Annotated in this window: 19 protein-coding genes and 2 pseudogenes; 11 read left to right on the plus strand and 10 right to left on the minus strand. The window is 71.6% G+C overall.

All coding sequences use genetic code 11. The features are described from left to right. Positions 1 to 7: 7 nt before the first annotated feature. Together ACFU3E_RS03875 and ACFU3E_RS03880 are read left to right on the plus strand one after the other, a co-directional pair. Entirely contained in the window at positions 8 to 1177 is a 1170-nt protein-coding gene (locus tag ACFU3E_RS03875; protein ID WP_384151506.1) for a hypothetical protein, read from the plus strand. Then, positions 1174 to 2205 (plus strand): hypothetical protein, encoded by a 1032-nt coding sequence (locus ACFU3E_RS03880; RefSeq protein ID WP_384151509.1) that lies wholly within the window; start codon positions 1174 to 1176, stop codon positions 2203 to 2205. The genes ACFU3E_RS03875 and ACFU3E_RS03880 overlap by 4 nt, the downstream gene beginning before the upstream one ends. A gap of 225 nt (positions 2206 to 2430) precedes the next feature. Here the strand turns inward: ACFU3E_RS03880 and ACFU3E_RS03885 are convergent, their stop codons facing one another. Beyond that, positions 2431 to 2931: a DinB family protein gene (locus tag ACFU3E_RS03885; RefSeq protein ID WP_384151512.1), complete on the minus strand. Its 501-nt coding sequence runs from the start codon at positions 2929 to 2931 to the stop codon at positions 2431 to 2433. Between the two features lie 69 nt (positions 2932 to 3000). On the opposite strand from ACFU3E_RS03885, the gene ACFU3E_RS03890 reads away from it, so the two are divergent. Further along, positions 3001 to 3783 carry a DUF4253 domain-containing protein gene (locus tag ACFU3E_RS03890; protein ID WP_384151515.1) on the plus strand — a complete coding sequence of 261 codons (783 nt, stop codon included), beginning with the start codon at positions 3001 to 3003 and terminating at the stop codon, positions 3781 to 3783. A gap of 58 nt (positions 3784 to 3841) precedes the next feature. Here ACFU3E_RS03890 and ACFU3E_RS03895 read toward each other — a convergent pair. Together ACFU3E_RS03895 and ACFU3E_RS03900 are read right to left on the minus strand one after the other, a co-directional pair. Beyond that, positions 3842 to 4010 (minus strand): annotated as a pseudogene (locus ACFU3E_RS03895) (PLP-dependent aminotransferase family protein); the annotation flags it as partial. A 57-nt stretch (positions 4011 to 4067) separates the two neighbouring features. Beyond that, positions 4068 to 4970: an SAM-dependent methyltransferase gene (locus ACFU3E_RS03900; RefSeq protein WP_384151518.1), complete on the minus strand. Its 903-nt coding sequence runs from the start codon at positions 4968 to 4970 to the stop codon at positions 4068 to 4070. Positions 4971 to 5055: 85 nt separating this feature from the next. Here ACFU3E_RS03900 and ACFU3E_RS03905 point away from each other — a divergent pair, with 85 nt between their 5' ends. Next, positions 5056 to 5412, plus strand: coding sequence for a hypothetical protein (locus ACFU3E_RS03905; protein ID WP_384151521.1), 357 nt, complete (start codon positions 5056 to 5058; stop codon positions 5410 to 5412). Positions 5413 to 5422: 10 nt separating this feature from the next. Here ACFU3E_RS03905 and ACFU3E_RS03910 read toward each other — a convergent pair. Beyond that, a pseudogene (locus ACFU3E_RS03910) lies at positions 5423 to 5617 on the minus strand (transcriptional regulator); the annotation flags it as partial. Between ACFU3E_RS03910 and ACFU3E_RS03915 the strand changes: the two are divergent. Then, entirely contained in the window at positions 5544 to 6143 is a 600-nt protein-coding gene (locus tag ACFU3E_RS03915) for a DUF4232 domain-containing protein (protein ID WP_384151524.1), read from the plus strand. The pseudogene ACFU3E_RS03910 and the gene ACFU3E_RS03915 overlap by 74 nt on opposite strands. Positions 6144 to 6155: 12 nt before the next feature. Here ACFU3E_RS03915 and hemB read toward each other — a convergent pair whose 3' ends face one another. Continuing rightward, the gene (gene hemB, locus ACFU3E_RS03920; RefSeq protein WP_384151527.1) at positions 6156 to 7154 is read right to left on the minus strand and encodes a porphobilinogen synthase; all 999 of its coding nucleotides are present in this window, start codon (positions 7152 to 7154) and stop codon (positions 6156 to 6158) included. A 202-nt stretch (positions 7155 to 7356) separates the two neighbouring features. On the opposite strand from hemB, the gene ACFU3E_RS03925 reads away from it, so the two are divergent. From ACFU3E_RS03925 to ACFU3E_RS03940, 4 genes are all read left to right on the plus strand, one after another. Continuing rightward, on the plus strand, positions 7357 to 8736 hold the full coding sequence (locus tag ACFU3E_RS03925) for an FAD-binding oxidoreductase (RefSeq protein WP_384151530.1): 1380 nt from the start codon (positions 7357 to 7359) through the stop codon (positions 8734 to 8736). 46 nt (positions 8737 to 8782) lie between these two features. After that, entirely contained in the window at positions 8783 to 8941 is a 159-nt protein-coding gene (locus ACFU3E_RS03930) for a hypothetical protein (RefSeq protein WP_384151533.1), read from the plus strand. Positions 8942 to 9157: 216 nt separating this feature from the next. Next, positions 9158 to 9925: a hypothetical protein gene (locus ACFU3E_RS03935; RefSeq protein WP_384151536.1), complete on the plus strand. Its 768-nt coding sequence runs from the start codon at positions 9158 to 9160 to the stop codon at positions 9923 to 9925. 1 nt (position 9926) lies between these two features. After that, entirely contained in the window at positions 9927 to 10328 is a 402-nt protein-coding gene (locus ACFU3E_RS03940) for a hypothetical protein (protein ID WP_384151538.1), read from the plus strand. Between the two features lie 333 nt (positions 10329 to 10661). Here ACFU3E_RS03940 and ACFU3E_RS03945 read toward each other — a convergent pair whose 3' ends face one another. The 5 genes from ACFU3E_RS03945 to ACFU3E_RS03965 all read right to left on the minus strand — a co-directional run bounded on the left by ACFU3E_RS03945 (position 10662) and on the right by ACFU3E_RS03965 (position 16485). Continuing rightward, on the minus strand, positions 10662 to 12368 hold the full coding sequence (locus tag ACFU3E_RS03945) for a uroporphyrinogen-III synthase (RefSeq protein ID WP_384151541.1): 1707 nt from the start codon (positions 12366 to 12368) through the stop codon (positions 10662 to 10664). Then, positions 12365 to 13360, minus strand: a complete 996-nt coding sequence (gene hemC / locus ACFU3E_RS03950) for a hydroxymethylbilane synthase (RefSeq protein WP_384151544.1) — start codon at positions 13358 to 13360, stop codon at positions 12365 to 12367. Before hemC ends, ACFU3E_RS03945 begins: the two co-directional genes overlap by 4 nt. Next, positions 13357 to 15132: a glutamyl-tRNA reductase gene (locus ACFU3E_RS03955; RefSeq protein WP_384151547.1), complete on the minus strand. Its 1776-nt coding sequence runs from the start codon at positions 15130 to 15132 to the stop codon at positions 13357 to 13359. The genes hemC and ACFU3E_RS03955 overlap by 4 nt, the downstream gene beginning before the upstream one ends. Next, on the minus strand, positions 15129 to 15893 hold the full coding sequence (locus tag ACFU3E_RS03960) for a redox-sensing transcriptional repressor Rex (RefSeq protein WP_384151550.1): 765 nt from the start codon (positions 15891 to 15893) through the stop codon (positions 15129 to 15131). The genes ACFU3E_RS03955 and ACFU3E_RS03960 overlap by 4 nt, the downstream gene beginning before the upstream one ends. A gap of 313 nt (positions 15894 to 16206) precedes the next feature. Next, positions 16207 to 16485, minus strand: a complete 279-nt coding sequence (locus ACFU3E_RS03965) for a glutaredoxin family protein (RefSeq protein ID WP_384151553.1) — start codon at positions 16483 to 16485, stop codon at positions 16207 to 16209. Positions 16486 to 16648: 163 nt separating this feature from the next. Between ACFU3E_RS03965 and ACFU3E_RS03970 the strand changes: the two genes are divergently transcribed. Together ACFU3E_RS03970 and ACFU3E_RS03975 are read left to right on the plus strand one after the other, a co-directional pair. Then, positions 16649 to 17566, plus strand: a complete 918-nt coding sequence (locus tag ACFU3E_RS03970; RefSeq protein WP_384151557.1) for an HAD family hydrolase — start codon at positions 16649 to 16651, stop codon at positions 17564 to 17566. A 349-nt stretch (positions 17567 to 17915) separates the two neighbouring features. After that, positions 17916 to 18686: an ECF subfamily RNA polymerase sigma factor, BldN family gene (locus tag ACFU3E_RS03975; protein WP_384151560.1), complete on the plus strand. Its 771-nt coding sequence runs from the start codon at positions 17916 to 17918 to the stop codon at positions 18684 to 18686. Positions 18687 to 18729: the final 43 nt, after the last annotated feature.

Consider the following 18729-nt stretch of genomic DNA (forward strand, 5'->3'; position numbering starts at 1 on the left):
GCTGCGGGTGAAGCTGTACCGCACCAGCGAGAAGGTGCTGACGATCTTCGCCTGCGCCCCGGACGCGTCCCCGGCCCCGGCGGTCCCGCGCTGGCACGAGGCGCGGCTGGAGGTCTCCCCCGACGACCTGCGGGAGCGCGCGGACCGCCTGCGGAACCGGTGGCACGACCTGGTGGTGTACCACCAGAGCGAGGGCGACGAGTTCGGGACGCGCGTCGGCGGTCGTCCCTTCGCGGAGACCGCCGACCTCAGCGAACTCGGCGACCGGGCCGAGTCGGTGACGGCCAAGCTGGCCGAGGAGGGATACGACCTGCTCGATGTGATGCTCCATGGAAGCGGCTACGACCTCGGCCGCTTCCGCGAGTTCCTGCTCACCGCCCTCGCCGGCAAGGACCCGCTGCGGATCAGCTTCGACTCCCAGCTGCATCTGCCGTGGGCGATGCTCGCCGTGGACCCCGCGACGTGTGCCACGCCCTGGGAAGCGTTCCTGGGCCACCGACACCAGGTCGAGCAGACCAACACCGGCTATCCCTGGGACCACGCCCCGCTCGGCCACCGCGACCTGGCCACGACCAGCCTCAACAAGGACGACTCCCTCGACCGCGTAGGCCGCGCACGTGAGGTGCACAAGCTTCTGGAGCAACGCTCGCGGCTGATCGTGCGCTCCCGCGGCAGCGACCTCCTGCATGCCCTGGCAGGGCCGGTGCTCAGCGAGGACGTCATGTACTTCTGGTGCCACGGCCGCATGGTGCAGAGCGGCCCGTCAACCCCGGGCCTGTCCATCCGGCTCTCTGACGACGAACACATCGACGGGCCGGTGGTGTCCCGGAAACGGCGCCGATTCCGCCACGACGCCCGTGCCAGGTTCAAGCCGTTCGTCCTGCTCAACGCCTGTGGCACGGCACGGGCGGCGGCCCCAGGCAGACTGAAGCATCTAGGGCAGGAACTGATCGACATGGGCGCCGACGGCGTCCTCGCCCCTCAGATCGACATGCCCCAGGACTTCGCGACCGAGTACGCCTACGCGTTTCTCGACCTGTACCTGACCGGCCGTCACACCGCGGGAGAGATAAGCCAACTGCTGGTGCGGCGCTTCGCCTCGGAGTTCCACAACCCACTCGCCCTGGCCTACTCGCTGCACTGTGGCATCGACAGCCGCCTGAGGCTCGTCTCGTGAACGCCCCGCGGACCTGGCTGCCCGCGCCCATCGAGATCGACCTGGACCACAAGGGCAGGCTGACTGTGCCGGGCAGTGACGCGCACGTGCCCGCCAACCGCGTCGCCGAGCACCTGGCCCGGATGGTGGCCGTCCCTCGCTGGGCGACCGACATCCACGTGTACGTGCACGGGTGGCAGACAGCGCCGAGCAGCGCCACCCGGACCGCCATGCGCCTGCTCCGGCAGTCCCTGGACCTGTACGAGGGGGCGCCCGACCGCTACCCGGGGCTGAAGGCGGGCTACCGCCCCTGGTGTGTGGTGGTGCGCTGGCCGTCCTCCAGCCTGCCCACCCTCAGGGGCTACCGCCGCATCCGCGACCGCGCGCACGCGATGAGCGCCGAGGGCACCGGTCACGCCCCGTACGTCCTCGGCCACCTGCTCGGCTACCTGGACACCGAACGCGCCGATCCGACGGCGCCGGCGGTACTGGCCAACCAGAACGGACAGTACCTGCACCTGGTCGGGCACTCCTTCGGCGGGCGGTTTCTGTGCGAGGCGATGCAGCGGGCCGCCGAGCGGCCTCCCGTACTCGGCTGGAGTACACCGCATGATCCCCGTCGCCCGTTCACCGTGGACAGCGCCCTGATCTTCCAGATGGCCGCTCCGCGCGATGCCTTCGTCCGGCACTTCGGCACGCTGTTCCCGCGCGACGGGCACCCCGGCGCACCGCTGCGCGGCCCGCTCGTCCTGACGCACTCGCGCTGGGACCGGGCCACGGGCTTCTGGCACCTGCGCGCCGAGAAGGCACCGGGAATCGGCCACTCGGGTGCCGGTGCGGCGCCGGTTCCGCAGTTCACCACGACGCTGCTGCCGACGTACCAGGTGTACGAGCAGACGGCGCTGGATCACCGCGTGGTCAACGTGGGTGCCGACTGGCTCTATCGCGGCAGCCGCCGTACCCGCCTGCATCCCTCGGGCGCCCACTCCGACTTCCTGCGACCGGAGTCCTCGCATCTGCTTCTGACGCTCGCGGACCGCTCCCGCTGACGGGGACGCGGCACGGACATGGATCTTCGTGGGCGCCGGCCCGCGCGGACCTGCGTCCCTCGCCTCCCACCGCACCTCCATCGGGACCCACCTCGAACGGCGCTACAGCACAAGGAGCGGGCCGGGCCAGGATGTGGAGCACGAAGATCGGCGACTGCGGACACCGCCGCTCCGCCCGGTGACGGGAGACGCCCGCGGGTGCTTCGACGCCCAGGGCTGAGCGCGTCAGCGCTGGGCCGTGGTGCTCGCGCCGTCCAGGGCCTCTCGGATGAGGTCCGCGTGCCCGGCGTGCTGGGCGGTCTCCCTGATCAGGTGCAGCAGGATCCGGCGCGCCGACCAGTACTCGGGCTCCGGCGGCGACCAGGGTGTCCTCGGCAGGGGCACACTCCGGTCCAGGTCGGGCAACCCGGCAACGGCCGCCTCCGTCCCCCGCGCGGCCAGGGCGTAGCGCTCCAGCAACCCGGCGAGCGTGTCGCCCTCGGCCATGCGGTACTGGCCCATGTCGAGCATGCCGTCGGGCAGTTCACCGTCGCCCTTGACCATGATCTGCGCCCACGTCTCCTCTCCCTGCGCGAGGTGCTTCACGATGCCGCCCAGGGTCAGTTCGCTCACGGTCGTGCGCCGCGGGGCCTGGGCGTCGCCGAGTCCGCGGACGGTGATCAGCAGCAACTCCCGCTGCTTAGCGAACGCGTTCATCAGGTCCGTCTTCTCCGGGGAAGTGGTCATGGGAGGAACCTAGGGGGCGATTAGGTCAGTCCATGTCCTCTGTCAGTGGCCGGCTCTACAGTCACCACCATGGCGACTCTTCCCAATCCGCTGCCGACGCTGGCGGCCGACCCGGGCGGCCGCGCGCTCGGGATGCACCTGCCCGCCGGGACACTGGTCGACGCGACCGACGACGGCCCGTGGCACGAGCCGTTGCTGTGGTGCGCGGACGAGCGGACCGTGCCGGGTGGCTGGACCGCGCTGGAGCCGGCGCGGCGGGTGGGGCTGCTGCCGGTTCTCCTCGACGTGGGCGGCGGCCATGGCGGGCCGGACCGCTGGGAGTTGCTGCCCGGCGAGGTGTCGTACCCCGGGGACCACGACGCCGGGGAGGTCCTGGCGGAGTACTGGGAGGAGTACGCCGCGGAAGGCGATCCCTGGCCCGGACCGGCCCGGCCGCTCCCACGGGCCGGGGACCCGGACGTGACAGCGGCACGCACCGCGGACGCCCTGCTCGACGGCGGCGGCCCTCTCAAGGACCCCCGCCTCGCCCTGGTCCCGGCCCGCCGCAGCGCCGACGTCCCGACGGCGATCGGCTGGACGGGCCCGGCGCACCAGGAGGGCGACACGGCCCGGCTCAGCGCGGTGCTGCGCTCCTGGGAGGACCGCTTCGGCATACGGGTCGTGGCGCTCGGCTTCGATCACCTGCTGGTGTCGGTCGCCGCCCCGCCCGCCACGACGGCCGACGCGGAGGCCGTGGCCGCCGAGCACTTCGCGTTCTGCCCGGACAACATCCGGCAGGGCGGCGCGACCCTCAGGGCCTACGCCGAGCACCAGGTCCTCAACCAGCGGGCGTGGCACTTCTGGTGGGACTGAGGCCCCTCCCTCAGCCTCCGCAGCCCCTCTTCGATCCCTTGCGGCGTCTGCGTCACGAAGCACAGCCGCAGCCCGGGCGCCATGACCTTGGAGAAGCTGCCGAGCAGCACCGTCCGGTCCTCGGCGCCCGGGTGGGCGGCGATCCACGGCAGGCGCTCACCGTCGTAGCGCAGCTCCCCGTAGGGGTCGTCCCCGACGATCCACAGTCCGCGCCGGGCGGCGACGGCAGGTTTCCGGGATCCGGACGCCGGGCGCGCACGGAGGCCGGCCCGGGGACCCACGGCTCACCCCTTGGCGCCGATCGCCGCGTACACGTTGATGTCCGCGTCCGTGACGTCGTTGATGTCGCGGTACCGCACCTTCTCGATCTCCTCCAGCCCGGCGAGGAAGGACTCCTCCGGCCGCTCGGGGACGGGAGCGGCGTGGTCGGGCCGCCAGCGGTGCGCGGGGACGACCCCCGGGTCGGCGATCTCGAGTCCGTTCTCCGTGAAGAACCGCTCGACGTCGGCCCGGGACCGCAGCACGAAGGTGAACCCGCGCTCGGTGTACGTCCGCTGGACGGCGCGGATGTTCTCGGGGTTGAGGTCCTCGGTGAGGTGGCTCAGCACCAGTCGGCTGCCGCCGGGCAGTTCGTCGAGCAGCCCGCTCACCAGCGGATACGCCTCCTCTTCCGCGACGAAGTGCAGAACCGCGACCAGGCAGAGCGCGACCGGCCGGGCGAAGTCCAGTGTCTTGGCGGCCTGTTCGAGGATGCGGGCAGGGTCCCGCAGATCGGCGTCGATGTAGTCCGTACGCCCCTCGGGGCCGCTGGTCAGCAGGGCGCGCGCGTGCGCGAGCACCACGGGGTCGTTGTCGACGTACACGACCCGCGACTCGGGCGCGATGCGCTGTGCGATCTGGTGCACGTTCTCGGCGGTGGGCAGCCCGGTCCCGATGTCGAGGAACTGCCGGATGCCGTCCTGCTGCACGAGCGAGGTCACCGCGCGCCGGAGGAAGTCGCGGTTGTGCCGTACGTCGAGGTATCCGCGCGGGTTGGCGGCCAGCGCTGCGGCGGCCGCGTCCCGGTCGGCGGGGTAGTGGTCCTTGCCGCCGAGGAAGACGTCGTAGACCCGGGCCGGGTGCGCCTTGCTGCTGTCGATCCTCCTCTGCAGCTCGGCCGGATCCTGGCTGAGGGCGTCACCGGACATGGACGTCTCCCTGAAAGTAGGTGGTTCAATCGACAACCACTACGACGGTCAACAACCTAACGGTTCAACTGATTTGATGGTGCCCGTGCAGGACGACCACCGAGCGACGACGACCCTCTGGCGCCCCACCGGCCCCAGGGAACTGGACCTGGTCCGCGACCTCGGGTGGCGTGCCTGGCCACCCCGGCTCCCCGAGCAGCCGATCTTCTACCCGGTCCTCAACGAGGACTACGCGATCAGGATCGCCCGCGACTGGAACGTCAAGCACGACGGCGCCGGTTTCGTCACCCGCTTCGAGGTCGACACCGACTTCCTGGCCCGCTACCCGGTCCAGCAGGCCGGCGGCCGCACGATCCTCGAACTGTGGGTCCCGGCCGAGGAACTCGGCGAGTTCAACGCCCACATCGTCGGGAAGATCGAGCTGGTCCACGAGTTCCACTGAGCCTGCCCCTTCAGGACTGCTCCGTGGTCCCCTCCTCGACCCACTTCTCGCCGCCCAGTGGGAACTCGTACGCCGGACGGCCGTTGTTGCCGCTCGTACGGAAGGGCCGGCCGTGGTCGTCCACGGTGAGCGTGCCCGTCCGGCTGCCGCTGGACCAGGTCAGCTCCAGATACCAGCTGACGTCGTACGCGGAGGCGTCGGCCGAGCCGGCCTCGGCAACCGTCACGGCGGCGCACCCGGCCGAGGCCGGGAACAGCGGGAAGGCCACGAACGGCGGGACGGCCGCGAAGGGCACCACGGCAACCCGCGTCTCCTGCAACGGCTCCAACACCACCGTCACCGCCCAGCCGGTCCGCCGCCCCATCAACCACATGCTGCTCACGGTGAAGAACACCGGCTCGAAGACGTGCGACCTCACCTACTACCCGGTGCTGCGCTTCGACGAGATGCAGTGGGTCCCGCGGCCCATCAAGGACTCCAGGCCGCAGGCGGTGACGACCCTTGCCCCCGGCGAGTCCGGCTACGCGGGCGTCACGCTGTCGGCGGCCGACGGCAGCGGCGAGTGGGGCACCACCAGCCACAAGCTCACGGTCGGCTTCCAGGGCCGCACGCCGAACAGCGACGGCGGCCCCTCGGCGATCCCGGCCCTGCCGGCCAAGGGCGTGTACTACGACAGCACGCTCACGGTCACCTACTGGCTGCGCGACAGGGACGACGCGCTGACCTACTGAGCGCCCCGTCTCCTACTGGTCCTTGAGCATCTGGGCCGCTTCGGTGGCCCAGTAGGTGAGGATGCTGCGCGCGCCGGCCCGCCGGATGCCGGTCAGCGTCTCCATGATCGCCCGGTCCCGGTCGATCCAGCCCTTCTCGGCGGCGGCCTCGACCATCGAGTACTCGCCGGAGATCTGATAGGCGGCGACGGGCACGTCCACGGCGTCCGCGACCCGGGCGAGGATGTCCAGGTAGGGACCGGCCGGCTTGACCATCACCATGTCGGCGCCCTCCTGGAGATCGAGGGCGAGCTCCCGCAGCGACTCCCGGACGTTCGCGGGATCCTGCTGGTAGGTCTTCCGGTCCCCCTGCAGGGACGAGGCGACGGCCTCCCGGAAGGGCCCGTAGAAGGCGGAGGCGTACTTGGCGGTGTAGGCGAGGATGGCGACATCCTCCCGCCCGATCTGATCGAGGGCGTCGCGGACGACCCCGACCTGCCCGTCCATCATCCCGCTCGGCCCGACGACATGGGCGCCGGCATCGGCCTGCACCTGGGCCATCTCGGCGTACCGCTCCAGGGTCGCGTCGTTGTCGACCCGCCCCTCGGCGTCCAGCACCCCGCAGTGCCCGTGATCGGTGGTCTCGTCGAGACACAGGTCGGACATGACGAGCAGATCGTCGCCGACCTCGGCCCGCACGTCCCGGAGGGCGACCTGGAGGATCCCGTCCGGATCGGTTCCCGGCGTGCCGAGCGCGTCCTTCTTCGACTCCTCCGGCACCCCGAACAGCATGATCCCGGAGATCCCCGCCGCGACCGCCTCCGCGGCGGCCTTCCTCAGACTGTCCCGGGTGTGCTGCACGACCCCCGGCATGGCGGCGATCGGTACGGGCTCGCTGACTCCCTCCCGTACGAAGGCCGGAAGGATGAGGTCGGCAGGGTGCAGCCGGGTCTCGGCAACCATCCGACGCATGACGGGGTTGCTCCGCAAACGCCGCGGCCGGGAACCGGGAAAAGATCCGTACGTCGACATGGCCCCTACGCTACGCCCGCCCGAAACCCCCCGATACCGACGCACTGTCGGCGCACAGCGGCCCCGCCCTGCCGCGCCCATCCACAATGCGCCCGCCACCCCCCAGGTCCATCCTGAGAACAACAAGGACATACACCAGGACCCCGACGGCCCGCCCCCTCGCCGCCGCCGTCCCTCCGTACCCGCCCCCACGGAGGACGCGATGACCGCCCCCCACCACACGCCCGACCTCTTCGCCCTGTCGGAGATGAACGGCCCCGTCCTGCGTCCCGGCGACCCCGCCTACGCCGACGAAGTCAGCGGCTTCAACCTGGCCGCCCTGCACACCCCGGACGTGGTCGTGGGAGCCACCGGCCCGGACGACGTCGTCACCGCCATGCGCTGGGCGAACGCCACCCGGACCCCCGTAGCCGTCCAGGCCACCGGCCACGGCGCCAACTTCCCCATCGAGCAGGGCCTTCTGATCAGCACGGCCCGCATGACGGACATCCAGGTGGACCCCACCACCCGCACCGCCAGGATCGCCGCGGGCGCGAAGTGGAGCCACGTGATGGCCGCGGCCGCCCCGCACGGCCTGGCCGGCCTCTGCGGCACCTCCACGGACGCGGGCGTCGTCGGTTACGTCCTCGGCGGCGGGCTGCCGGTTCTCGGCCGTGCCTACGGCTACGCCTCCGACCTGGTCCGTTCCTTCCAGGTCGTCACCCCGGACGGGCACCTGCGCGAGTCGGACCCCCAGCACGAACCGGAACTGTTCTGGGCCCTGCGCGGCGGCAAAGGCAACGTGGGCGTGGTGACCTCACTGATCACCGAACTGCTCCCGCTCCCCCGCCTCTACGGCGGCGGCATCTACTGCCATGCCGAACACACCGAGGCCCTGATGCACGCCTGGACGGACTGGACCCGCACCGTCCCGGACGAGATGTGCAGCATGTTCTCGGTCCTGCGCCTGCCGCCCATCCCCCAGATCCCGGAACCCCTGCGCGGCGGCTTCTGGGCCCGGGTGGCGCTCGCCTGGCCGGGCGACCCGGCCGAGGGCGAGGCACTGATCGCCCCGATCCGGGAAGCCGCCCCGGTGGCCGTCGACCTGGTCGAGGAGATGGACTACGCGGCCCTGGACCGCATCCACATGGAACCCCAGGACCCGCTCCCGGCCCGGGAGTGCTGCCTGCTCCTGCGCGACCTGCCCCCCGACGCCGTCGGCACGTTCCTGGAGCAGGTCGGCCCCACGGCCGGCGTCGACCACCCCCTGCTGGTCGCCTCGCTGCGCCACATGGGCGGCGCGCTGGCCCGCCCGTCCGCCGTCGAGGACGCCGTCTGCTCCCGCGACGCCCGCTACTTCATGGAGTCGGTCGGGGTCATGCCCGCCCCACCCGTGGCCGAGGCCGTCGAACAGGCGACACGCCGCCTCTACACGGCCATGGCCCCGTACGGCACGGGCCGCACCATGGTCAACATCCACGGCACCCCGGGCGACGCGGCCGACCGGGCCCGGGCGTGGACCCCGGAGGTCCACGAACGGCTGCGCAAGGCCAAGCAGGGCTACGACCCGTCCCGTCTCCTGCGCTTCGGCCACACGGTGTGAGTACCGTCCTCCTCCGGCGCGATCACGCCACCGGGGGAACCACACCGTGCGCAGCGCCGCCGTGACGGCCCGGGGCTACCACATCCGCTGGGCCGAGCTGCCGGTCCGGGACCCGGTGCGCGCGTACGTCGACGGCCTGGGCGCCACTTGCCCCGCCTACCTCACCGGGACCGCCGTCCGCCCCCTCCTCACGGGCCGCCGCTGACTGCTCGCCGACCTGCCCGGCCACGGCCACAGCGACCACCCCGTCTCCTTCGCCTGCGCCCTCGAGGGCCACGCCGACGCGCTCGCCGCCCGCCACGCCGAAGAAGGCTCTGATCCTGCTCAAGATCCTTTACTTGGCTACCGGCCGGTAGCTACGTTCGTAACGACCACGGAGGTGGATATCACCTCTCAACTGAATAAGCAGGGGGAATCTGGCATGACTGCCGGAATCAGCAAGTACACCGAGCGACGCGGTGCCACCCGGCGCACCAGCGCCATGATCGTCGCCGCCGTCACCGCGGGCGCCCTCTTCGCCACCGCCACCGGCGCCCAGGCCGCGGACCCCGCGGCACAGCGGACCGTCTCGGCGAGCAGCACCTCGGCCGTCGACGTCCCGGAGTTCACCGCGGCGGAGCAGGCACAGGGTGCGGCGCTCGCTGAGGGGATAGCCGAACTCGGCGTGACCGAGGACCAGTTCGCCGCCGCACTGGAGGTGGCCCTGACCAGGCCGGCTCCGGATGCGGAGGCCCTGCGCACGCGCCTCGCCGCGCTCCCGGCGCAGCCGACCGCCGAACAGCTCGCGCAGGCCGCCTATCCCGGGGACGACGAGGCCCAGGCCGCGCTGCTGCCCGTCTTCGCCAAGGAGGAGGTACGCGCAGCCGCCCTGGCCCAGCTCGCCCCGGCCTCCGCCGCTCCCGCCCCCGGCGGGAAGAAGCCGATGATGGCGGCGCGGGGGTGGTGGGACCAGACGAAGTTCGTCGTCAAGTGCAGTGCCGCCGTCGCCGCCGTCCTGATCAGCTTTGCGCCGGCCGGTTCCAGCATCAAGGTCGTCCGTGCGGTCGCGCTGTTCAAGCGGTACGGCGCGAAGAAGACGGCGAACATCATCTGGCGTTTCGTGAACGGCAAGCGCGTCGGTTCCAAGGAGCGCGAGGCCGTGAAGGCGTTCATCGGCATCTCCGCCATCTCGTCCGCGTGCAGCAAGTGAGGTGAGTGCATTGACGATCGAGCATGTCGCCGTGATCGCCCTGGCGGTCGAGGTGGTGATCACGGTGCTGGCGCGGGTCGGCACCGAGCGGCGCCACTGGAACCACGCCAGGGGGCGCGGTCCCGCCCCGCTGAAGAGGGACGACATCACGCTCGCCTCGGGGACGCTGTACGCGATCGCCGCGGCCGCGATGGTCGCGGGTGCGCTCGCCGCGCCGGTCGAGCTGACCCTCAAGGCGGTCGGTACGTTCGCACTGTTCGGCGTCCTGCTCCCGGCGTTCGCCGCGAACGCCGTGCTCGTGCTGATGACCCGGGGCAACCCCGGCGCGGTCACCGCGGGCCGACGCGGCCTCGCCTTCGCGGTCGCCGCGGGCGGCGGCTTCCTTTCGGTGGGCCTGGTCTGACGATCCGGCCCTCGGGTCACGGGCCCCGGTGGCTGCCACCGGGGCCCGTTGCCTTTCCGGACCGGTCAGGCCGGCATCTTCTGGCTCTGCCCTCCGGACCATGACCGCAGCGGGCTGCGAGCACTCCACGGCTTGTCGGCAAGCCGACGGGCCTCGGTCGTGGTCACGAGGGTGTCTTCGGGTCAGGGGTGGGCTGAGTGGCGGTGGCGAGGGCGCCGGGTCTCAGTGGCTCCGGCCGGGTCGCCCGGAACTCGAACTGCCCGTGTCCTGTGACAGAACCGGCTCAGGGGTGCCCGAAAGAGAGGGCACCCCTGAGTTGGTATGCGCAGAAGGTCAGGTCGTCGACCGCCGCCGCCGGGCCCCCGGACGCCGCTCGCTCGGCCGCGTCACCGGATCCCCGGCCTCCACAGCGGCAGCCCTCCGCTTCGCGCCGAAGTCGGCCAGGGCCTCCGCCAGCCTGAGCACGGACGGCTCGGGAGCCATCACGTCCACGCGGAGCCCGTGCTCCTCGGCGGTCTTCGCCGTGGCCGGGCCGATACACGCGATCACGGTGACGTTGTGCGGCTTGCCGGCGATGCCGACCAGGTTCCGCACGGTCGACGACGAGGTGAAGAGAACGGCGTCGAAGCCACCGCCCTTGATCGCCTCACGGGTCTCCGCCGGCGGCGGCGAGGCCCGCACGGTCCGGTAGGCCGTGACGTCGTCGACCTCCCAGCCGAGCTCGATCAACCCGGCGACCAGCGTCTCCGTGGCGATGTCCGCACGCGGCAGGAACACTCTGTCGATCGGGTCGAAGACCGGGTCGTAGGGCGGCCAGTCCTCCAGCAGACCGGCGGCCGACTGCTCACCGCTCGGCACCAGATCCGGCTTCACGCCGAAGGCGATCAGCGCCTTCGCGGTCTGCTCACCGACGGCCGCGACCTTGATGCCCGCGAAGGCACGCGCGTCGAGCCCGTACTCCTCGAACTTCTCCCGCACCGCCTTGACCGCGTTCACCGAGGTGAAGGCGATCCACTCGTAACGGCCCGTGACAAGGCCCTTGACCGCCCGCTCCATCTGCTGGGGCGTGCGCGGCGGCTCGACGGCGATCGTCGGCACCTCGTGCGGCACGGCCCCGTACGACCGCAGCTGGTCGGAGAGCGACGCCGCCTGCTCCTTCGTACGCGGCACGAGCACCTTCCAGCCGAACAGCGGCTTGGACTCGAACCACGCGAGCTGGTCGCGCTGGGCGGCGGCGGAACGCTCACCGACCACGACTATCACCGGCCGGCCGCCGTCGGGCGAGGGCAGCACCTTGGCCTGCTTCAGCGTCTGCGCGATCGTGCCGAGCGTGGCGGTCCAGGTGCGCTGCCGGGTGGTCGTACCGGCGACGGTGACCGTCATCGGGGTGTCCGGCTTGCGCCCGGCGGAGACGAGCTCGCCGGCCGCCGCCGCGACGGAGTCCAGCGTCGTGGAGACGACGACCGTGCCGTCCGACGCCCCGACCTCCGTCCAGCACCGGTCCGACGCCGTCCGCGCGTCCACGAACCGCACGTCCGCGCCCTGCGCGTCCCGCAACGGCACACCGGCGTAGGCGGGCACACCGACGGCGCTCGCGATACCGGGGACGACCTCGAAGGGCACCCCGGCGGCGGCGCACGCCAGCATCTCCTCGGCGGCGTACGTGTCGAGGCCCGGGTCGCCGGACACCGCACGCACGACCCGCCTGCCGCCCCGCGCGGCCTCCATGACAAGATGTGCGGCATCCCGCACCGCGGGGGCGGCGACGGTGGTTGACGTGCCGTCAACTACCGTCAGCTGGGGGGCTCCTGTGCCCGGCGCCGGATCCTGGGAAGGACCCGTGTCCGTGTGCACTTCGGAGACTCCCTGCCTGGCGTGCTGACGTACGACGTCGAGCACCTCGTGCTCGGCGACGAGGACGTCCGCGTGCGCCAGCGCCTCCACGGCGCGCAGAGTCAGCAGTCCCGGATCTCCGGGTCCGGCACCCAGGAAGGTGACGTGCCCGTGTTCAGGACCGGCGGAAAGGGTGGTGGGGCTCAATGTGCTCGCTCCCCCATCAGACCGGCCGCGCCCTGGGCGAGCATCTCGGCCGCGAGTTCGCGACCGAGCGCCATTGCCCCGTCGTGCGTCTCGGGCACGGGACCGGTGGTGGACAACTGCACCATGCGCGTGCCGTCGGTGGTCCCGACAACCGCGCGCAGGTGCATTTCCTTGACAATCTGCCGGTCGGCCTGGGGGTCCCCCCGCTCGAGCGGAGCCGAGAGTGGGGGAAGGTCGGCCAGCGCACCCACGGGTGCGCTGCAGCCGGCCTCCAGGGCGGCGAGCAGTGATCGCTCGGCCGTTACGGCGATCCGCGTGAACGGGTCGTCGAGCTCGGCGAGCACGGCGATGAGGTCCGCGTCACCCGCGGCACACTCGATCGCCAGGGCCCCCTGGCCGGGGGCGGGCAAAACCGTGTCGACCGACAGGAAGTCGGTCGCTTCGTCACCGCGGCCGATGCGGTTCAGTCCGGCGGCGGCCAGCACGACGGCGTCGAGTTCGCCGCTGCGCACGTATCCGATCCGGGTGTCGACGTTGCCGCGGATCGGGACCGTCGCTATGTCCAGTCCGTGGCTGCGGGCGTACGCGTTGAGCTGCGCCATGCGGCGCGGCGAACCCGTACCGATGCGGGCCCCGGAGGGCAGGTCGGTGAACTTCAGCGCGTCCCGGGCGACCATCACGTCCCGCGGGTCCTCGCGCACCGGTACGGCGGCCACGACCAGTTCGTCGGGCTGCGTGGTCGGCAGGTCCTTCAGCGAGTGCACCGCGAAGTCGACCTCGCCCTTGAGCAGCGCGTCGCGCAGGGCGGTCACGAACACGCCGGTGCCGCCGATCTGGGCGAGCTGCTCGCGCGAGGTGTCGCCGTACGTGGTGATCTCGACGAGCTCGACGGGCCGCCCGGTCACCCGGCTCACGGCTTCCGCCACCTGCCCGGACTGGGCCATGGCGAGCCGGCTGCGCCGGGTGCCGAGCCTCAGCGTCTTGTCGGTCATGCCGGCCCTCGGTCTTTCTCGGTGGTGCTGTCCTCGGCCCGGGAGACGGCGGCCACCGTCTCGGGGTCGAGGTCGAACAGGGTCCGCAACGCGTCCGCGTACCCGGCGCCGCCTGGTTCGGCCGCGAGTTGCTTGACCCGCACGGTCGGCACGTGGAGCAGCTTGTCGACCACGCGCCGTACGGTCTGGGTGATCTCCGCTCGGTGTTTGTCGTCGAGACCGGGCAGCCGCCCGTCCAGCCGGGCGATCTCGCCGGCCACGACATCGGCCGCCATGGTGCGCAGGGCTACCACGGTCGGTGTGATGTGCGCGGCCCGCAGTGCTGCCCCGAAGGCCGCGACCTCGTCGGAGACGATACGCCTGACCTGGTCCACATCGGCAGCCATCGGAGCGCCCGCGGTGGCTTCCGCCAGCGACTCGATGTCCACTAGACGCACCCCGGCCAGCCGGTGCGCGGCCGCGTCGATGTCGCGCGGCATCGCGAGGTCGAGGAGGAAGAGCACGGGCTCGGGCCGCTGCGGCTCCTCGACCGGCTCGGGCCGGCGCCGCTCGGGGATCCGGCCGACGGTGGCGGCGGTCGCGGCGAGCGCGGCGATGGCGTCGGTGTCCGCGGCCGGGTCGAGCGTGCCGGCCGTCCCCGGCCGGGCCGAACCGCCCGCCGCACGCCGGGCACCGCCCACCGTGCCCTTGTCCACCCAAGCCGCGTGCTGCTCCAGCTCGGCGGCGGCCATCCCGGCCACGGCGGCCTCGCCCAGCACGGAGAATCCGGCGGTGCCCTGCACCGCGGACAGCTCCAGCGGACAGCCGTCCTCGCTGCCGAGGCCGGTGCCCGACGCGCCGCCGCGCTGCGCACCCGGGCCGGCCGCGGGGCCGGACTCGCCGCCCGGCGCGCCCGGACCGTCCTCGCCGGGCACGGCCGACGGCGCGGGCGTACGGCCCTCGATCGCCTCGGCGACCGACTCGGCCGTCAGGACCAGGCCCGTCGCGCCCGTGCACGAGACGGTGACGTCGGCACGTGTCAGCTCGGCCGGCACCGACTCCATCGGTACCGCGCGGGCCGCCACGTCCGTGTCGTCGCCCTCCATGAGGATCTGGGCGAGGCGCTCGGCGCGGTCGAAGGTGCGGTTGGCGACGACGATCTCGGCGACACCGGCCCGCGCGAGCGTGGCCGCGGCCAGGGAGGACATCGACCCGGCCCCGATGACCAGGGCCTTCCTGCCCCGCGCCCACTGCTGTACGTCGCCGCCCCGGGCCAGTTGTTCCAGACCGAAGGTGACCAGGGACTGGCCGGCGCGGTCGATGCCGGTCTCGGAGTGGGCGCGCTTGCCGACCCTGAGGGCCTGCTGGAACAGGTCGTTCAGGAGGCGGCCGGCGGAGTGCAGGTCCTGGGCGCGGGCCAGGGAGTCCTTGATCTGGCCGAGGATCTGCCCCTCGCCGACGACCATGGAGTCCAGCCCGCAGGCCACCGAGAACAGGTGGTGGACGGCCCGGTCCTCGTAGTGCACGTAGAGATAGGGAGTGAGTTCCTCCAGGCCGACCCCGCTGTGCTGGGCGAGCAGCGTGGACAGCTCGGCGACACCGGCGTGGAACTTGTCCACGTCGGCGTAGAGCTCGATGCGGTTGCACGTGGCGAGCAGCGCGGCCTCGGTGGCCGGTTCGGCTGCGACCGTGTCCTGCAGCAGCTTGACCTGCGCGTCCGCGTTCAGCGAGGCCCGCTCCAGGACGCTGACCGGGGCGCTGCGGTGGCTGAGTCCGACGACGAGGAGGCTCATGCCGGCATCACGGCGGGCATGTCCCCGTCGGGTCCCTGGTCGGCGGACTCGCTGCGCGCGGCGGCGGCCGGGACGCCGCCGTCGGAGGCGGCGGCCTCCTCGCCGGCCTTGCGCTGCTCGTGGAAGGCGAGGATCTGCAGCTCGATGGAGAGGTCGACCTTGCGCACGTCGACACCGTCGGGGACGGACAGCACGGTCGGTGCGAAGTTCAGGATGGAGGTGACACCGGCGGCCACGAGCCGGTCGCAGACCGCCTGGGCGGCACCGGCGGGGGTGGCGATGACGCCGATGGACACGCCGTTGTCCTGGATGATCTTCTCCAGGTCGTCGGAGTGCTGCACGGGAATGCCGGCGACGGGCTTGCCCGCCATGGCCGGGTCGGCGTCGATGAGCGAGGCGACCCGGAAGCCGCGGGAGGCGAACCCGCCGTAGTTGGCGAGGGCGGCGCCGAGGTTACCGATACCGACGATCACGACCGGCCAGTCCTGGGTGAGTCCCAGTTCGCGGGAGATCTGGTAGACGAGATACTCGACGTCGTAGCCGACGCCCCTGGTCCCGTAGGAGCCGAGGTAGGAGAAGTCCTTGCGCAGCTTCGCGGAGTTGACCCCCGCGGCGGCCGCGAGCTCCTCGGAGGAGACCGTGGGAACCGAGCGCTCCGACAACGCGGTCAGAGCGCGGAGGTACAGCGGAAGCCGGGCGACGGTGGCCTCGGGAATCCCTCGGCTGCGGGTCGCCGGTCGGTGAGTTCGGCCAGTTGCCACGGTGCTCCTGCGGGTAGAGCGGGGCTGTAGGCGGCCATACGTCCCTACATGACCGCCCCGTCGAAAGCAGGCTATGTCTTTGTGAACGCGTGCACAAAGATGGTGTCCGATTTGCCCGCCCAACGTGACCGGGCTCACGCGCCCCCGGCGCACGCCCGGGGAACCGGCACACAGGCGCCACCGTTCCTCAACTTCTGGGGGCAAAACCGCACACTCTCCTCTGTGAATCCCGCCCCCGAGACCAGTCCCCGTCGATCCTAAGCGACCCGGCGGCCGCTTTGGACTGACCGGTCAGTCGTCCGGGCGGCCGGGATCATTCGGTCAGGGCTTTGCGCAGGCGGCCCTCGTTCACGCGCCAGAACGTGTGCTGCCTGCCGTCGACCAGCACGACGGGGATCTGCTCCCAGTACTGGTCGTGCAGTTGCCGATCCTCGGTAATGTCCTTCTGCTCCCAGGGGACTCCGAGATCGCCGCACACCTTCTCCACAACGACCTGTGCGTCATCACACAAATGACAGCCCGGCTTGCGGATCAGGGTGACGAGCCGGTCCCGGGGGGGCCTGCGACGGAAGAGGGGACTCATGTGGGCCATTGTCGCGCGCCCGGGGACGAGGGGAACCCCCCGCGAAAGCGCCGGCAGGCGCGCCGGCCGCGTCCGTCCCGCGCGGCATCTTTAACGACACGCTTGCCGAGAGTTCACAGGCTCCCAACCTCGTGACTCCGGAACCCCCGAACAAAATGGCTATGCTCACGCCATGGCCGCTCTCGGATGGCTCACTCCCCGTAGGCGCTCCGCCACGGCGCGGAGCGTTTTGGCAGGCGAGGCCTCGGCGGAGGCAGCACGCAAGTCCACGCAGGAAGCCGCCGGCACGACCGAGGAACCGCAGTTCCCGGTGCACGGCGACGACCAGGCCGCCGCCTTCTTCGACCTGGACAACACCGTCATGCAGGGCGCCGCCCTCTTCCACTTCGGACGCGGCCTGTACAAGCGGAAGTTCTTCGAGACACGCGAGCTCGCGAAGTTCGCCTGGCAGCAGGCGTGGTTCCGCCTCGCCGGGGTCGAGGACCCCGAACACATGCAGGAGGCCCGCGACTCGGCCCTGTCGATCGTCCAGGGCCACCGCGTCGCCGAGCTCCAGTCGATCGGCGAGGAGATCTACGACGAGTACATGGCCGAGCGCATCTGGCCCGGCACCCGCGCCCTCGCCCAGGCGCACCTGGACGCGGGCCAGAGGGTGTGGCTCGTGACGGCCGCCCCCGTCGAGATCGCCACGGTCATCGCCCGGCGCCTCGGCCTGACCGGCGCCCTCGGCACGGTCGCCGAGTCCGTCGACGGCGTCTACACCGGCAAACTGGTCGGCGAACCGCTGCACGGCCCCGCCAAGGCGGAGGCGGTCCGCGCCCTGGCCGCCGCCGAGGGCCTGGACCTCGGCCGCTGCGCCGCCTACAGCGACTCGCACAACGACATCCCGATGCTCTCGCTGGTCGGCCACCCCTACGCCATCAACCCGGACAGCAAGCTGCGCAAACACGCCCGCGAGCTGGACTGGCGCCTGCGCGACTACCGCACGGGCCGCAAGGCGGCCAAGGTCGGCATCCCCGCCGCGGCGGGGGTCGGCGCGGTCGCCGGCGGCACGGCGGCGGCCATCGCCCTGCACCGCCGGCGTCGCTGACGATCTGATCAAACCGGGACACCATCGTTTACGGGATGACAAACCCCGTAAATCCAACTGGCGTACCCCCACAACCTCGTATCCAGTCCTCTTGGCTGCACACGGCCACAACACGCCCTGGACTCGGCCGCCATCCGAACCTTTCTCATCAACAACCGCTCACTTTCCGGCACTTGATCCGGCGTCAATCGGTTACGGAAGCGACGTAATCGATGATTTGAGCAACTCGGTGTAGCAGTGCCTGCACGAAGCGTTATTCTCCTCAGACGCAAACCGGTACCCCTCCGTCGCTACGACGGGTGAAAGGTCCCGCACTGCACGTGATGGAAGCTCTGCCTCTGGGAGTCCCGTGTACCCACACGTCGGGGTTGACGCCTCGGGCCTGGCTACGCTGCGCGCAACGGTCCAAAACCTGTTGCGCGGCTTCGTCCCCACCGCGTACGCCGTCCCCGCATTCGCCACCGCCGCGCCCGTAGGCCCTTGCTACGCACTGGCCGACGGCAGCGCCGCGGTCGGCAGACGAGGGCGCCCGTCCGGCGCGGCCACCGCACGCCGGCCTGCCGCTGACAGCGACAGCGCCCGGATGATGGACCTCGTGGAGCGTGCCCAGGCCGGCGAGTCCGATGCCTTCGGCCGCCTCTACGACCAGTACAGCGACACCGTCTACCGGTACATCTACTACCGGGTCGGAGGAAAGGCGACCGCCGAGGACCTCACCAGCGAGACCTTTCTGCGTGCCCTGCGCCGCATCGGCACCTTCACCTGGCAGGGCCGCGACTTCGGCGCCTGGCTCGTCACCATCGCCCGCAACCTCGTCGCGGACCACTTCAAGTCCAGCCGTTTCCGCCTCGAGGTCACGACCGGCGAGATGCTCGACGCCAACGAGGTCGAACGCTCCCCCGAGGACTCCGTCCTGGAGTCCCTCTCCAACGCCGCCCTGCTCGACGCCGTACGGCGGCTCAACCCCCAGCAGCAGGAGTGCGTGACGCTCCGCTTCCTCCAGGGCCTCTCGGTCGCCGAGACGGCCCGGGTGATGGGCAAGAACGAGGGCGCCATCAAGACCCTCCAGTACCGGGCCGTCCGGACCCTCGCCCGGCTCCTCCCGGAAGACGCCCGCTGACCGCCCCGCACGATGGGCGACACCCAACTCACGCTCTGTGACA

Origin of the sequence: Streptomyces sp. NPDC057424 (assembly GCF_042803315.1) — a bacterium.
In the GTDB taxonomy this organism is placed as follows: Bacteria; Actinomycetota; Actinomycetes; order Streptomycetales; family Streptomycetaceae; genus Streptomyces.